Annotated in this window: 19 protein-coding genes and 3 tRNA genes; 20 read left to right on the top strand and 2 right to left on the bottom strand. The window is 28.0% G+C overall.

Annotated elements, in window-relative coordinates; all coding sequences use genetic code 11:
• The first annotated feature begins 64 nt into the window (after nt 1-64).
• Nucleotides 65-982, top strand: a complete 918-nt coding sequence (locus tag ABWP20_RS00250) for a YncE family protein (RefSeq protein ID WP_353092563.1) — start codon at nt 65-67, stop codon at nt 980-982.
• Here ABWP20_RS00250 and ABWP20_RS00245 read toward each other — a convergent pair.
• Together ABWP20_RS00245 and ABWP20_RS00240 are read right to left on the bottom strand one after the other, a co-directional pair.
• On the bottom strand, nt 974-1,522 hold the full coding sequence (locus ABWP20_RS00245) for a DUF4364 family protein (protein ID WP_353092561.1): 549 nt from the start codon (nt 1,520-1,522) through the stop codon (nt 974-976). The genes ABWP20_RS00250 and ABWP20_RS00245 overlap by 9 nt on opposite strands.
• 93 nt (nt 1,523-1,615) lie before the next feature.
• Nucleotides 1,616-1,822, bottom strand: a complete 207-nt coding sequence (locus ABWP20_RS00240; protein ID WP_353092559.1) for an alpha/beta-type small acid-soluble spore protein — start codon at nt 1,820-1,822, stop codon at nt 1,616-1,618.
• A 229-nt stretch (nt 1,823-2,051) separates the two neighbouring features.
• Here ABWP20_RS00240 and ABWP20_RS00235 point away from each other — a divergent pair, with 229 nt between their 5' ends.
• The 19 genes from ABWP20_RS00235 to ABWP20_RS00145 all read left to right on the top strand — a co-directional run bounded on the left by ABWP20_RS00235 (nt 2,052) and on the right by ABWP20_RS00145 (nt 13,465).
• Nucleotides 2,052-2,828 carry a polysaccharide deacetylase family protein gene (locus ABWP20_RS00235; protein WP_353092558.1) on the top strand — a complete coding sequence of 259 codons (777 nt, stop codon included), beginning with the start codon at nt 2,052-2,054 and terminating at the stop codon, nt 2,826-2,828.
• A gap of 23 nt (nt 2,829-2,851) precedes the next feature.
• On the top strand, nt 2,852-3,505 hold the full coding sequence (locus ABWP20_RS00230; RefSeq protein ID WP_353092556.1) for a hypothetical protein: 654 nt from the start codon (nt 2,852-2,854) through the stop codon (nt 3,503-3,505).
• A gap of 191 nt (nt 3,506-3,696) precedes the next feature.
• A complete protein-coding gene (locus ABWP20_RS00225) occupies nt 3,697-4,371 on the top strand; it encodes a single-stranded DNA-binding protein (protein ID WP_353092554.1) in 675 nt (224 codons plus the stop codon).
• Nucleotides 4,372-4,445: 74 nt separating this feature from the next.
• Entirely contained in the window at nt 4,446-4,970 is a 525-nt protein-coding gene (hpt, locus tag ABWP20_RS00220) for a hypoxanthine phosphoribosyltransferase (RefSeq protein WP_503012504.1), read from the top strand.
• Nucleotides 4,971-5,041: 71 nt separating this feature from the next.
• The gene (locus tag ABWP20_RS00215) at nt 5,042-5,950 is read left to right on the top strand and encodes a CPBP family glutamic-type intramembrane protease (RefSeq protein WP_353092552.1); all 909 of its coding nucleotides are present in this window, start codon (nt 5,042-5,044) and stop codon (nt 5,948-5,950) included.
• 49 nt (nt 5,951-5,999) lie between these two features.
• A complete protein-coding gene (locus tag ABWP20_RS00210; protein ID WP_353092550.1) occupies nt 6,000-6,179 on the top strand; it encodes an alpha/beta-type small acid-soluble spore protein in 180 nt (59 codons plus the stop codon).
• A 21-nt stretch (nt 6,180-6,200) separates the two neighbouring features.
• Entirely contained in the window at nt 6,201-6,935 is a 735-nt protein-coding gene (locus tag ABWP20_RS00205; RefSeq protein ID WP_353092548.1) for a class I SAM-dependent DNA methyltransferase, read from the top strand.
• Nucleotides 6,936-6,960: 25 nt separating this feature from the next.
• Nucleotides 6,961-7,839: an Hsp33 family molecular chaperone HslO gene (gene hslO / locus ABWP20_RS00200; protein ID WP_353092546.1), complete on the top strand. Its 879-nt coding sequence runs from the start codon at nt 6,961-6,963 to the stop codon at nt 7,837-7,839.
• A 164-nt stretch (nt 7,840-8,003) separates the two neighbouring features.
• Nucleotides 8,004-8,079, top strand: a tRNA-Phe gene (locus ABWP20_RS00195).
• 86 nt (nt 8,080-8,165) lie between these two features.
• A tRNA-Gly gene (locus tag ABWP20_RS00190) sits at nt 8,166-8,240 on the top strand.
• Between the two features lie 75 nt (nt 8,241-8,315).
• Nucleotides 8,316-8,390 (top strand) — tRNA-Cys (locus tag ABWP20_RS00185).
• A 272-nt stretch (nt 8,391-8,662) separates the two neighbouring features.
• Nucleotides 8,663-8,854: a hypothetical protein gene (locus ABWP20_RS00180; protein WP_353092544.1), complete on the top strand. Its 192-nt coding sequence runs from the start codon at nt 8,663-8,665 to the stop codon at nt 8,852-8,854.
• Between the two features lie 71 nt (nt 8,855-8,925).
• Complete coding sequence (locus ABWP20_RS00175) at nt 8,926-9,063, top strand: hypothetical protein (RefSeq protein WP_353092543.1); 138 nt, start codon at nt 8,926-8,928, stop codon at nt 9,061-9,063.
• Between the two features lie 155 nt (nt 9,064-9,218).
• The gene (locus ABWP20_RS00170) at nt 9,219-9,293 is read left to right on the top strand and encodes a hypothetical protein (protein ID WP_353092928.1); all 75 of its coding nucleotides are present in this window, start codon (nt 9,219-9,221) and stop codon (nt 9,291-9,293) included.
• A gap of 183 nt (nt 9,294-9,476) precedes the next feature.
• On the top strand, nt 9,477-9,701 hold the full coding sequence (locus ABWP20_RS00165; protein WP_353092541.1) for a hypothetical protein: 225 nt from the start codon (nt 9,477-9,479) through the stop codon (nt 9,699-9,701).
• Between the two features lie 472 nt (nt 9,702-10,173).
• Nucleotides 10,174-11,202, top strand: a complete 1,029-nt coding sequence (locus ABWP20_RS00160; RefSeq protein ID WP_353092539.1) for a beta-propeller fold lactonase family protein — start codon at nt 10,174-10,176, stop codon at nt 11,200-11,202.
• Between the two features lie 189 nt (nt 11,203-11,391).
• Nucleotides 11,392-11,781 (top strand): hypothetical protein, encoded by a 390-nt coding sequence (locus ABWP20_RS00155; protein ID WP_353092537.1) that lies wholly within the window; start codon nt 11,392-11,394, stop codon nt 11,779-11,781.
• Nucleotides 11,782-11,957: 176 nt separating this feature from the next.
• Complete coding sequence (locus ABWP20_RS00150) at nt 11,958-12,377, top strand: putative ABC transporter permease (RefSeq protein ID WP_353092535.1); 420 nt, start codon at nt 11,958-11,960, stop codon at nt 12,375-12,377.
• A gap of 347 nt (nt 12,378-12,724) precedes the next feature.
• On the top strand, nt 12,725-13,465 hold the full coding sequence (locus ABWP20_RS00145) for a DUF6873 family GME fold protein (protein ID WP_353092533.1): 741 nt from the start codon (nt 12,725-12,727) through the stop codon (nt 13,463-13,465).
• Nucleotides 13,466-13,491 lie beyond the last annotated feature (26 nt).

Genomic DNA, 13,491 nt, shown 5'->3' with positions numbered 1-13,491 from the left:
TTTTTTTATACTTCACCAATATATCATCTACTGCATAAATTACTTATATACAGGGGGTGATATATTGTGTCATAAAATTCTAATAGCTAATACCAGGGAAGATAGTTTGACATTAAAAGATGGTTCCATTTGTAAAACAATTTTTCTATCTAAACTTATAGAAGAAAAAGGAGATAATTGGATTCAGGAAAGTAATATATTAGGTCCATATGATATTGATATAGGAGAAGAAGGTTATATATATATTGCAAATGCTTATGATAATTCTATTATGAAAATAGATATAGAAAATATTAAATTATTGGAATTTATCAAAGTAGGAAGAAATCCTACCTGTATAAAGAGATTTAAAGATAAAATTTATGTTGCTAATAGTGATTCTAATTCCATATCAATTATTGATGAAAAGACATTTTCACTAATAGAGGATATATCAGTAGGAGAAAGACCTACTGATATACAAATAGATGAAGATGGCTTAAAGGTTTTTATAGCCAATGGCAATTGTTACACAATAAATGTATTAAATTTAAATACCGAAAAGATATCTTCTATAATTTTAAGTAAACAGCCAGTAAAAATGGTTATAGAAGATAAAAGGTTATTTGTTTTGTCATATGTAAATAATGGAGTTACTAATTATAGTAATTTATCAGAATTGAAAGCAGAAGATTATAAAACCATAATGAGCATAGATTTAAAAGGGATTTTTGGTAATTTTATTAAAATAAGAGGAGAAGAAATATTTTATCTTTCAAATATGGAGGATGGATATATTTATAGGGTCTTCATAGATAAAGAAGTAAATGTTTCTAAGATCCACTTAGGAGGTATGCCAAATAATATTAAATGGGATGGAAAAACTAAGCTTTATATTGCCAATATATTGGATAACAATTTAACTATAATAGATAAGTCAAACAATGAAATAGTAGATAATATAAGAGTAGGAAAAGAACCTAATGGTATTCTCCTACTCTAATGGAGTTATATTCTCATCTATGAGTATATTAATTATGTTCTGATATATGAAACCCGGATTTTCCTTCCATTTGTTGCAGATTAATTCAACATGCTTTTTTGTTGACACATCTAAATACAGACTAAATAAGGTATCTTCATTTTCTATTAATTTTAGATTTACAACATATTGATTATTTGCTTTTTCATAATAATCCGTGAGAACTTGAGTTTTAATTTTATTTTCCTTCTCGATTTGATTAAATTCTTTATTTAATTCTTCTTTGACTTTATTGGAGATTCTATCCTCAAAATAAGATAGGGCGACCTCACCTTTCTCTAAAATATTATATACTTCCTTTTCATCATCACTTATTAATTCTACAAATTTGGAGTCAACTAATTCAATTAGATATTGTTGAACTAAAAAGAAATTCATATAATTTTTTTCTAATACAAATTCAATTATTTCACCATTAGTAAATGGATTAGGTGACGATTTTATTATGTATAGAAGTAGTAATTTGTTTTGTGCTAATTCTTCGGTATTTTCAATAAACATTATTTAACACCTCTTTTATTGATTGTATCAATATATTATATCATAATAAATAGAGAAGTGGAATTCCACTTCTCTATTTATTATCATATAATGTTATTTTCCAGCTAATTGATTCTGAGCAGACTCAACTAATTTCTTTACCATGTATCCGCCTACGTATCCATTTTGTCTTGAAGTCAAATTGCCTTTATCCACAGAGTTGTAATTTGTCATACCTAGTTCGTTTGCTATTTCTAATTTCATTTGGTTTAAGGCTGCTCTAGCTTCTGGAACAACTATTCTGTTACTATTATTAGCCATTTTATAAACCTCCTTTTTCAACAACATAATTCTGTCGTTGTAATATTAATATAACCTTTATGTAAAAAAATATCCTGGTAAAAAATTATAATTTGTATAAATATAGTCAATTTAGTCAATAATCATAATTTAAATTAGTTTTATGATTATTTTATTATGTAATGATCTTTAGTAATATAAATTAAAATATAGAATAAATTATATTATACAAGTATTTGGAGGTGTAATAATGAGAAATAGATATTATAAGAATGATGTCAACATTACTGTTAGATTGTTAATTATCCTATGTGTAGCGTTAGTTTTTTTAGTTTATATTACAGTTCAGACTACTGGAAATATAGCATCTGTATTTGCCCCTACTAGAGAATTGCCTATATATAGTGTTGAAATACCAGAGAAAAAAATAGCTATAAGCTTTGATGCAGCTTGGGGCAATGAATACACAAATAGTATATTGGATACACTAGATAAATATAATATAAAAAGCACATTTTTCTTAGTAGGATTTTGGGCAGATAAATATCCAGACGATGTCAAAGAAATTGCAAAGAGAGGTCATGATATAGGCAACCATTCAACTACTCATCCTAATATGACAGAATTAAGTCCAGAAAAGATATTAGAAGAAATCAATACAACAGGAGCTAAAATTGAAGAACTAACTGGAAAAAAATCAATCTTATTTAGACCACCATTTGGAGATTATAATGACAATCTAATTCGTATATGTAGAGAAAACGGTTATTATGCAATTCAGTGGGATGTTGATTCTCTTGACTGGAAGGAATTGGGAGTACAGCCAGTAGTTGATAGAGTAACGAGAAATGTAAGAAATGGTTCTATTGTACTATTTCATAATAACGCAAAATATATTAGCGAATATTTACCATTGGTTATAGAAAGATTGCAAGAAAGTGGATATGAAATTGTACCGATATCTGAATTAATATACAAAGAAAACTTTACAATGGATAATACGGGAAGACAGATTTTAACAAAATAACTGATGATTTGTGAGGGGATATAGTGCAAGCGCAACATATGATAACAATTGGAATAGTAGAAAATTCTACGGAAAGAATAACTTTTAAATTTTTGAAAGAGATTTTCTCTATATTCAATTATAAATTATGTTATGAAAACGAAACAGGAAGCATTGCAGTATTAAATAAGGAAAATAATATTATTTTTGTAATTGACATAAAATCTAATTTAATATCTCCCATAACGGAAATCAGCATTGATTTTAATATATTGATTCATACTTTTTTAGATGATAATGATTATAAGAATCAAAATTTACAAAGATTATTTAGTAAATCAGAATACGCAATAATAAATTCAGATGAGGAGAAATGGAATTATCTTTTTAACGATAATATTAAGCCTATAGTTATAACTTATGGATTTAATAACAAGGCAACTATAAATCCATCTAGTTATAATATTGACGACCTAATAGAACTTAATATATGTTTTCAAAGGGAAATAAAAAGAATAAATGGAACTATGATAGAACCTTTTGAATTACCTATAAAAATTCATTCGGGAGAAAAGCTAGATATTTACCCGGTTATATCTGCTATTACTTGTATTTTACTATTGGGAATAGATAAAATTTCTATGGATAATCTTATTGTTTCCAATATTAATATAGTAAAAGGCGAAAAAGAACAATAAAAAATTGAAAAAAAATTAACAAATTTTTCAGGAAAAGAAGGATTTTTGAAACTTTTGTCTAATAATAGATATATACGAAAGATAAAAATTGATTATATCTATTATTTTTTTGTTTTTAATCATATTAATTTTCTAAGAAGAATATATTAGATATAGATTAAAAAACATAGGAATAGAGGGGGACAATAGCAATGTTTGATAAGATTATGGACACTAATAGCGTAAAGTTAGTAGGAAAAGTGGCAAGTGAAAGAGTTTTTAGCCACGAAATGTATGGAGAAGGATTTTATAATGTGGATTTAGAAGTACCTAGATTAAGTGATTCTGTAGATGTATTACCTATTACAGTTTCAGAAAGACTCATGGTAGATGTGGATTTATCCATTGGTCAACATATTATAGTAGAAGGACAGCTTAGATCCTATAACAGATATATTGATAGCGGTAATAGATTGGTTTTAACCATTTTTGCAAAGGATATATATATTCCAAATGAAGATGAATTAACGGAAGTCTTGAGAAAGCCTAATGAAATCTATTTGGATGGATATATATGTAAGAAACCAATTTATAGGACTACACCTTTTGGTAGAGAAATAACAGATATTTTAATAGCTGTCAATAGATCCTATAATAAATCTGATTATATACCATGTATTTCATGGGGAAGAAATGCACGTTTTTGTGAAAAGATGTTAGTTGGAGATCATATTAAACTTTGGGGAAGAGTACAAAGCAGAGAGTATCAAAAGAAACTTGATGATGGAGAAGTACAGAAAAAAATTGCTTTTGAAGTATCAATATCAAAATTGGAATATGTAGAAAATGATAATAATAGATTGGAAGTATGCGAACAAGAGGGGTAAGATAATTTATAGATACAAAAATCATATTTAGTGCTATAATATTGATAATATTAATTTGAGGGGAGAGAATAAGTTTGGATGGTAGCAAAAGAGAAAGAACCCTTTATAGTAGGGAAGATATAAGCACTAGAGTTAAGGAATTAGGAGAAATCATATCTAAAGAATATAAGGATAAAGATTTATTAATAATATCATTACTTAGAGGCAGTTTTATCTTTGCTTCAGATCTAGTGAGGGAATTATCTATACCAGTTGAGATTGATTTTATGACAACTGCTAGTTATGGACATGATGAAGTATCATCAGGTAAAGTGGAAATTGTACATGATATTAGGACAGAAGTAGAAGGAAAAGATATTTTAATTGTAGATGATATTATTGATTCTGGGTATACTTTAAATAAGGTGAAAGAAATTTTAAGTTCAAAAAATCCAAACTCTGTTAAGATATGTGTAATGTTGGATAAGCCTAGTAGAAGAAAGATAGATATAGATCCAGATTTCGTAGGATTTAGCATACCAGATGTTTTTATTGTGGGATATGGGCTTAATTATGGAGATCATTATAGAAATATACCTTATATTTTCACATTTGACTAAAAATTCACCTACAGGAGTTATTCTGTAGGTGAATTTATTGTTATAGAATATCATTTGAAGGAGATGAAAAAATGAAACCATTAAAAAGAAACTCTATTTTAGAAGTCAACTTTTTATATTTAATACTTGGGCTTTTATTATGTTTTGTTGGTTCAATAGTTCAAGATAGAGAAATTTATTCGGGAATACTTATTACAGAGTATATAATAATACTTTTACCTAATTTAATTTATTTAAAATCAAAAGGAGAATCTCTGAAAAAATCATTAAGATTAAATAGAATTAGTTTAAAGCAAGCATTATATGTTATTTTAATTACGATTTTTTCTTATCCTATAGCAATATTTTTGAACACTTTAGTAATAACTATATTAAGTTTCTTTGGAGAATTATTACCTAGTTCAGTTCCTTTGCCTGAAAATATGAGATTATATTTTTTAAGTATTTTTATTATTGCATTTGCGCCATGTATATGTGAAGAAGTAATGTTTAGAGGTACAATAATGAATGCATATAATAAAATAGGAAAGAAAAAAGCAATAATTTATTCAGCTTTTCTCTTTGGGCTTTTTCATCTAAATCTTCAAAACTTTTTAGGGCCTATGTTTCTTGGAATAATATTTGGGATTATTGTATATAAGACTAATTCAATTTATTCTTCTATGCTTGGACACCTATTGAATAATAGTATAGCAATGACCATTGGATACTTTGGTATGAAGGCTCAAAATAAAGTAGCCGAAGTTCCAGTTTATGAAGTCCCTTATATAACTCAAATGTTAATTTTATTATCAATAATTGGTGTATTAGCCATAGCATCATTAATTATCCTTCAAAAATTGATAAAAAAATTACCAGAAGGGGAAAGTATCGTGGAAGAAGATATACAATATGAGGAAACTAAGTTTTTTCATTATATTCCAATAATAGGTATCATTGTTTTATTTATTATAATAAACATTAAATATTTATTTCTTTAAGAATAATTGAAGGGGTTCTTTCTCATAATATAATTAGGAGGGAGCCACTATGAAAAAGGAAAAAATAGAAACCTTAGAAGATAAATTAAAATATGAGATAGCTGAAGAACTTGGTCTAATGGAGAAAATTAAAGAAGTAGGTTGGGCTGGACTAACAGCTAAAGAATCCGGTAGAATAGGCGGATTAATTACTGTAAGAAAAAGAGAAATAAATAAAAAAACTAAGTAGATTTTTAAAGGGGGACTTAGTATGTACGATAAATTTGCTAGTATTTATGATGAATTAATGATGGATTTTAACTATGAAGATTGGTTTAATTATATAGAAGAGATATTTAAAAAATACAATAAAGAACCTAAAAAGGTCATTGAGATGGCTTGTGGAACAGGAAACCTTTCTTGTTATCTTGCTAAGAAAGGATATAATTTAACTTGTTTTGATTTATCAGATAATATGTTATCTCAAGCTTATGAAAAGCTCAGAAGGTTTAAAAATGTAAAGATAATAAGGCAAAATATGATTGATTTTAATTTAAATGGATTATATGATTCAGTTATTTCCATATGTGATAGTATAAATTATATAACAGAGGAAGAAGAGTTGTTTAAAACATTTAAAAATGTCTGGAATCATTTAGAGGATAATGGTATATTTATATTTGATATAAATTCTTTTTATAAATTAAAATACATTATAGGGAATAATACTTTTGTAGAAGATAGAGAAGAAGTATTTTATACATGGCAAAATTATTATGATGCAAATAAAAACATTTGTGAATTTTATCTGACATTTTTTTATAGTGAAGATGGAGAAACATATGAGAGATTTGATGAGGAGCATAAAGAAAGAGCATATAAGTTAAAGGATATAGTAAAATTACTTGAAAAAGCAGGATTCAAATATATAGACTATTTTCAAGCATTTGGATTTGAGAAACCAATGGAAAAGACTGAGAGAATAAATTTCGTTGCAATAAAATGATAAATTATATTTGGGAGTGATTAGAATGAAAGATTATCTAATAAGAGGTATGGATAAAAAGGGAAATATACGAATATTTGTAGCTACTACAACAAATATGGTGGAGAAAGCAAGGAATACTCATAATACTTCACCAACAGCTACAGCAGCATTAGGCAGAGCATTAACAGCTGCAGCTATGATGGGAGTAATGATGAAAAATGATGAAGATAGACTTACATTAAAAATATCTGGAGATGGACCTATAGGAACTATTATGATGGTAGCAAACAATAAAGGAGTAGTTAAAGGATATGTAGACAATCCTTATGCAGATGTACCTAGCAGAGAAGATGGTAAATTAGATGTAGGAAGGGTTGTAGGTTCAAATGGTACTCTTACTACTATTATGGATCTAGGGCTTAAAGACCCTCATGTAGGACAAGCCAATCTAGTAACAGGAGAAATAGCTGAGGATTTAGCAACTTATTATGCGCTATCTGAGCAGCAGCCATCTGCTGTAGGATTAGGAGTACTTGTTGATAAGGATATATCAGTTAAAGCAGCTGGAGGATATATAATTCAGTTATTACCTGATATATCAGATGACGATATAACTAAAATTGAAGAATCCATAGGAAAGATACCACCAGTTTCTTCTTTAATAGATAAGGGATTATCACCAGAAGATATTATGCATGAGTTATTAAAAGAATTTGAGATGGAAATTTTAGGTAAAGTAGATATTAATTATAAATGTGATTGTTCCAGAGAAAAGATAGAGACTGTATTACGTAGTATAGGAAAAGAAGAAATAAAGGATATGATAGAGGAAGATGGTAAGGCAGAAGTAGTATGTCATTTCTGTAATACTAAATATAATTTTTCAAAAGAAGAATTAGAAAAATTGATGGTTGACAAATAGAGGGAATTAGTGTAAACTAAATATTGTTGTGTTTCGAGTAGATAGCTTATTTGATATAAGTAGAGTACTAAAATTGTAGTTTTCATTTTTGTACTCATTGTTTATATCATGATCAGCTATTTAGTTTAAGACACAAGTTATATCTGCCAATATGGCAGTATTATGCCCGGATAGCTCAGTCGGTAGAGCAGTAGACTGAAAATCTACGTGTCGCTGGTTCGATTCCGGCTCCGGGCACCAGTTTATAATAACAGTTAAGAATTAGAAAATTAAGTATTGACAATTTCTGTGAATTTATGTTATTATAATAAGGCAGTGAAAATTGTGCGGAAATGGCTCAGTGGTAGAGCATCGCCTTGCCAAGGCGAGGGTCGCGAGTTCGAATCTCGTTTTCCGCTCCAATTATTTACTCATAGGATATTAGTATCTGAAGAGTTATTTTTAAAGAAGTCCTAAGTTTTTAGAACTATATATTTGGCGCCATAGCCAAGTGGTAAGGCAGAGGTCTGCAAAACCTTTACTCCCCAGTTCAAATCTGGGTGGCGCCTCCAGGAAATACACGTTTATAGGACTTGGAGAAAAGGACGAAAGTTAAAAAACGTCCCAAAACAGTCCAACATAAAAAATATTCATTAGAATCTATTGCTTAATCAAATAATTGAGTGGTAGATTTTTTTATTTATTCAGTAACTGAATAAATATCATCTGCAGCAGATACTCTTGAATGTCTTAATCTTTTAGATATTTTTTGACATTGGCTCCAACTACATAATAATTTATAAAAGCATAAATATATTATATAAAAACTAAGTGGAGAGATTCTATGAAAAAGAAATTTAAACAGGGTAGAAATGGATGGCTGTTTAGTGGATGTATATGGTCATTTATTTTTTTAGCAAAGTTAATAGATGAAGGGTTAACTTTTTATACTATTATAAGTGGAATTACAGGTGTTTTAAGTCTTACTAATGCTTATATTCATCATAAAGAAATTGTGAAAGGTAACGAGGATTAAATATACCTGCCATAAGTCTGTATGAAAAATTACTATATGATAATGAGCATAATCTTACGTAGAATTACTTTATGATATTTAGTTCTATTATAGCATTACTTATATCTATGTTTCTTCTAGACTACAGAATAAAAGCTAAATCTAAAACAATAGTATATTACACTATTATTTTAGAAATAATAACAAAATTATTAGATGAAGAAGACTAAGAATTTAAAAAGTGCAGTATAAAGATTAGAGAAATTAATTGAGTATATTAAGAGCCATTAGGCTCTTTTTTCATACATAAATTTAAGGCAGATGGTGAATAGGTAGATATGGAAAATATAAGAGATTCAGGTTATGAATTTGTTCAAAAGACTATATGGATGGAATGAAGTATAAAGATATTGCTAGGAAATATAATATGTCTTTGAATACAGTTAAGAATTCAAAATGAAGATATAAGTGAAATAGAAATGTGTGTATACATAAGGAAGAAGTATGCACACAAAAAGAAAACAAGATGAAAAGTATAAAAGAATCTTTAATATAAAAGAAATAATTAAGGAATATATTTACTAATGGAGGCATATAAAATAGTATTGAGAAATTTCAATATTATTTTAAAGGAGGACATAAAATGAGTTTAAAAAAATTACTAATTAGTTCTGTAACAGCAATAACCCTTCTTGGTACAGGAATAATACCAAGTACAGTTGTTGAGGCAGCTATAGTCTGCCCAATTTGTGGAGAGAGAGTTGGGAAAGGCGAGAATCATACTCATAAATCTGCAAAAGCAGCATATGTGGGTTGTCCGATTTGTGGAGAGAGAATACGTCCAGGACAAAATCACGTTTGTAGATAGTTGTAGGTCATATGATCTGGAAAGATTGTATAAGTATGTATATATGGAATAGAGAAATTATATTAATCTAAGATTAATTAAGGCTAGGTGTTGTTTCATAACTGATTTATCGGTTATGAAACAACACCTTTTAATTTTTCTTTAGTACTATTTAGTTTTTAAATACGGATCATTTCTGTGCTTATTAGAGAAGTGAAGTTCTGTCTTTTAGAGTATATTTATTAAAAAGAGATGGATGTTCATTAAGATAGCATGTTAAATCTTATCCTATATTTTCTCAATAATTTGTAATTATGACGAAATGATAAACCTTTTATATTGTTTTTCATAATATATTATAGTGGCAAATTATATGATTAACTTTTGTAATGAGAAGTAAATAATAAACTTTCTATTTCTATGGGACTATATGTACTTTAGATATGAAGTGTAAAAATCATTTTAGTTTTTAAATATAGAGAGGAGATTTAATATGTCGTATATGTATAATAATTGGAATGCTGCAAGATATGACCCTTGTAGAAAAAAATATGGACACTGCAAACGCGAATGTACCATAAAATGCCCAACAGGACCGACAGGGCCGACGGGACCAACAGGACCACCTCCTACAACAGTATCTAACGTTTATGTTGTGAACACTAATGATAATACAGTATCAGTAATCGATGGGAATACAGGGACAGTAATAGCAACTATACCAGTTGGAAATTTTCCTGCTTATATAGGAGCAAATCCGAATACTAATTTAATTTATGTTGCTAATAGAGATGAAGATACAGTATCTGTTATAGATGGTAGTACAAATACTGTCATTGCAACTATACCAGTCGGAGATTTCCCTGTGGATGTAGGTGTAAATCCTAACACTAACTTAATTTATATACCGAATTTTGGTAGTGATACAGTATCGGTTATCAATGGAAATACAAATTCTGTGATTGCTACAATTCCTGCTGGAAATGGTCCTACTGGAGTGACTGTAAATCCAAATAACAACTTAATCTATGTTACTAGTCAGTTTGATAATAGTTTATTGGTTATTGATGGAGCAACAAATTCTGTAACTAGTACAATTCCTGTGGGAGATACACCACTTATACCGAGAGTGAATCCGAACACCAATAGAATCTATGTTCCAAACTTTGGTGATAGTACAGTATCCGTTATAGACGGAAATACTAATTCAGTTATTGCTACAGCACCTGTAGGGAATTCACCGGAAACAGTATCTGTAAATCCAAATACTAACTTAATTTATGCGCCAAATGAGTTTGATAATACAGTATCAGTGATAGATGGAAATACTAATACTGTAATTGCTACAATTCCTGTAGGTAATCAGCCTTTATATGCAGGAATAGATACAGTTAAAAATTTAATTTATGTTACCAATGCTGCTGATAACACAGTATCAGTAATAGATGGAGCTACTAATACGGTAATAGATACAATTCCAGTTGGAGATTTTCCTTTTGGATCTGTAGTATTAAATTCATAGGTTTTGCTAAGTTAGGAAATAAGATGATACTTTAATCAATAAGAAATAGAGAAAGCTAGCTGTGGGTAATAGTGACTTTTGTATTCATGAGTAAAACTAAAGATTTATTCAAAAATAAATGTTATTTATGGATAGCTCTTTCTTGGAAAGTTAATTAATAAAATTATATAAAATAAGGAGGAAAGAAAATTGAGAAAAAAACATTCAAAACTATTATTAATAGCTGCAATTTTAGGATTACTGTACACAATCTATCTAATTTCATACTTTGGAGGAGGGATACTTAATAGTGCAGAATCTACTGAAATAGTTGGAGCTGCCATTGCTACAGCATTAGTTATTCCACATATACTATTAGTAGGGTTAGCTACAATATTTAATTGGGTAGCATATTTTACTAATAAAAGAGGATTGGCTCTTACAGGAGGAATTTTATATTCTATAGGAGGACTTCTTTTTATTTTGTATATTATTTTTGTAATTCCACCATTAGTTTTAAGTTTTGTAGGTTATGCTAAGTTGGAAAAAATAAATGAATACAATAAATCGTTAATGGAGGATTCTAAGGCAGAAAATTAATGATATATTAAACGATAGAGATAAGAGCACTCTTTAATAGAGTGCTTGATTTTTAAATATCTTTAATATATTGTATAATATCATTATCATACAAGCCTTATGAATATTTAAAGGAAAATTCTTTACACTATATAAGGTAAAAGGTATTATTCTCAATAGTGTAAAGGATGAAGAAAATGAAGCAATTGATTAAGTATTTAATCTTATTTATAATTGGTGGAATATCTTATTTTTTTATCGAAATTTTATGGAGAGGATATTCTCATATGGCGATGGTTATTGTAGGTGGATTATGTTTTATATCAGTAGGTTTAATAAATGAATATTATTTTACATTTAAAAAGTCTTTATTAATACAGCAGTTTATATCTTGTTTAATTATAACTGTAATAGAATTAATATTCGGGCTGATTTTAAATATAATGTTAGGATTAGATATCTGGGACTATAGTAATTTTAAGTTTAATTTTATGGGTCAGATATGTTTAGAATATACTATATTATGGTTTTTTCTTTCATTACCAACTATAATTCTTTATGATTATTTAAGATATTGGTTATTTGGAGAGGGTAAACCATATTATAAATTTATTTAGCTTACGATAGTACTAATTTTTACTTTTTCTAAAAAAGCGAAGAGTAAATAATAGAAAAGATATTTAAAATAACTTAACCCAATATGCTAATAAATTGGGTTAAGTTGTTTTTGAAGATTTACTTTAACGTATTGGAAAAAAGCAAAAATATTAACCAAGCAGACTTGAACTTTTTCTATCCTATGTTTGCCTTATTATATTTGATAATAGTTAAAAATGATATATAATAATTAAGTGTAAAAATATAAAATAAGGTTTTTACTGTATTTTAGACGGATTATTACTTGATAGGACACTTTAGAATCAAAAATTCTAAGGTTTTTTTATATTTCAATTGAGGTGATTTAATGAATCCTTTTATTCCAGCTAAAGAAGCTAATATAGCCATAGTAGATGGCAGGATAGATAATGAAATAGAAAATAATTTAAAAAGAATGAACTTAAAAATAATTAAGACCATAAGATGTAGTGAGGTGCATGATAGTATTTCGTATCATCCTGATATAGTAATTCATCCAGTAAACTATGATACATTGGTCATTGCACCTAATGTTTTTGATTATTATAAGGAGATATTAGGCAATATGGGTATAAGATTAATTAGAGGAGAGAAATATTTAAGTAGTAAATATCCAGAAGACATTGCATATAATGTAGGGAGACTTACAGGAAGCGCCATTCATAATTTCAAATATACTGATGAAGTTTTAAAATTTTATTTAAAAAAGGAAAATCTTGACTTTATAAATGTAAAACAAGGCTATACAAAATGTTCTCTAGCTGTAATAGGAGAAGATGCAGCTATAACTGCTGACTATCCTATGTATAAGAAATTAAGTTTCCTTGGATATAAAATTTTATTAATCGAACCAGGTTATATAGTATTAAAGGGACAAAACTATGGATTTATAGGTGGTACAAATGGAAATTTGTGTAATGGAAAGTCTATTATATCAGGGAAAATAGATGAGCATCCTAATAGAGATGAGATTTTAAACTTTTTTGTTGAAAATAATGTAGATTTTAAATTTTTATCGCAAAAAAATATACTAGATATTGGTACTATAATTACTCTATATTGCCATTAGAGTAAGTCTTTATATTGTATATGTCT

Origin of the sequence: Tissierella praeacuta (genome assembly GCF_040396155.1) — a bacterium.
Classification (GTDB): domain Bacteria; phylum Bacillota; class Clostridia; order Tissierellales; family Tissierellaceae; genus Tissierella; species Tissierella praeacuta_A.
The sequence above is the reverse complement of the archived record's forward strand: the minus strand, read 5'-3'. Positions and strand labels throughout refer to the sequence as shown.

Bases quoted from the DNA above. Each gene is read 5' to 3' on its own strand.
- hslO (WP_353092546.1), top strand. From the start codon at position 6,961: ATGAAAGATTATCTAATAAGAGGTATGGATAAAAAGGGAAATATACGA.
- ABWP20_RS00165 (WP_353092541.1), top strand. From the start codon at position 9,477: ATGAGTTTAAAAAAATTACTAATTAGTTCTGTAACAGCAATAACCCTT.
- ABWP20_RS00215 (WP_353092552.1), top strand. From the start codon at position 5,042: ATGAAACCATTAAAAAGAAACTCTATTTTAGAAGTCAACTTTTTATAT.
- ABWP20_RS00150 (WP_353092535.1), top strand. From the start codon at position 11,958: ATGAAGCAATTGATTAAGTATTTAATCTTATTTATAATTGGTGGAATA.
- ABWP20_RS00160 (WP_353092539.1), top strand. From the start codon at position 10,174: ATGTCGTATATGTATAATAATTGGAATGCTGCAAGATATGACCCTTGT.
- ABWP20_RS00240 (WP_353092559.1), bottom strand. From the start codon at position 1,822: ATGGCTAATAATAGTAACAGAATAGTTGTTCCAGAAGCTAGAGCAGCC.
- ABWP20_RS00235 (WP_353092558.1), top strand. From the start codon at position 2,052: ATGAGAAATAGATATTATAAGAATGATGTCAACATTACTGTTAGATTG.
- ABWP20_RS00180 (WP_353092544.1), top strand. From the start codon at position 8,663: ATGAAAAAGAAATTTAAACAGGGTAGAAATGGATGGCTGTTTAGTGGA.
- ABWP20_RS00175 (WP_353092543.1), top strand. From the start codon at position 8,926: ATGATATTTAGTTCTATTATAGCATTACTTATATCTATGTTTCTTCTA.
- ABWP20_RS00225 (WP_353092554.1), top strand. From the start codon at position 3,697: ATGTTTGATAAGATTATGGACACTAATAGCGTAAAGTTAGTAGGAAAA.
- ABWP20_RS00205 (WP_353092548.1), top strand. From the start codon at position 6,201: ATGTACGATAAATTTGCTAGTATTTATGATGAATTAATGATGGATTTT.
- ABWP20_RS00210 (WP_353092550.1), top strand. From the start codon at position 6,000: ATGAAAAAGGAAAAAATAGAAACCTTAGAAGATAAATTAAAATATGAG.
- ABWP20_RS00145 (WP_353092533.1), top strand. From the start codon at position 12,725: ATGAATCCTTTTATTCCAGCTAAAGAAGCTAATATAGCCATAGTAGAT.
- ABWP20_RS00245 (WP_353092561.1), bottom strand. From the start codon at position 1,522: ATGTTTATTGAAAATACCGAAGAATTAGCACAAAACAAATTACTACTT.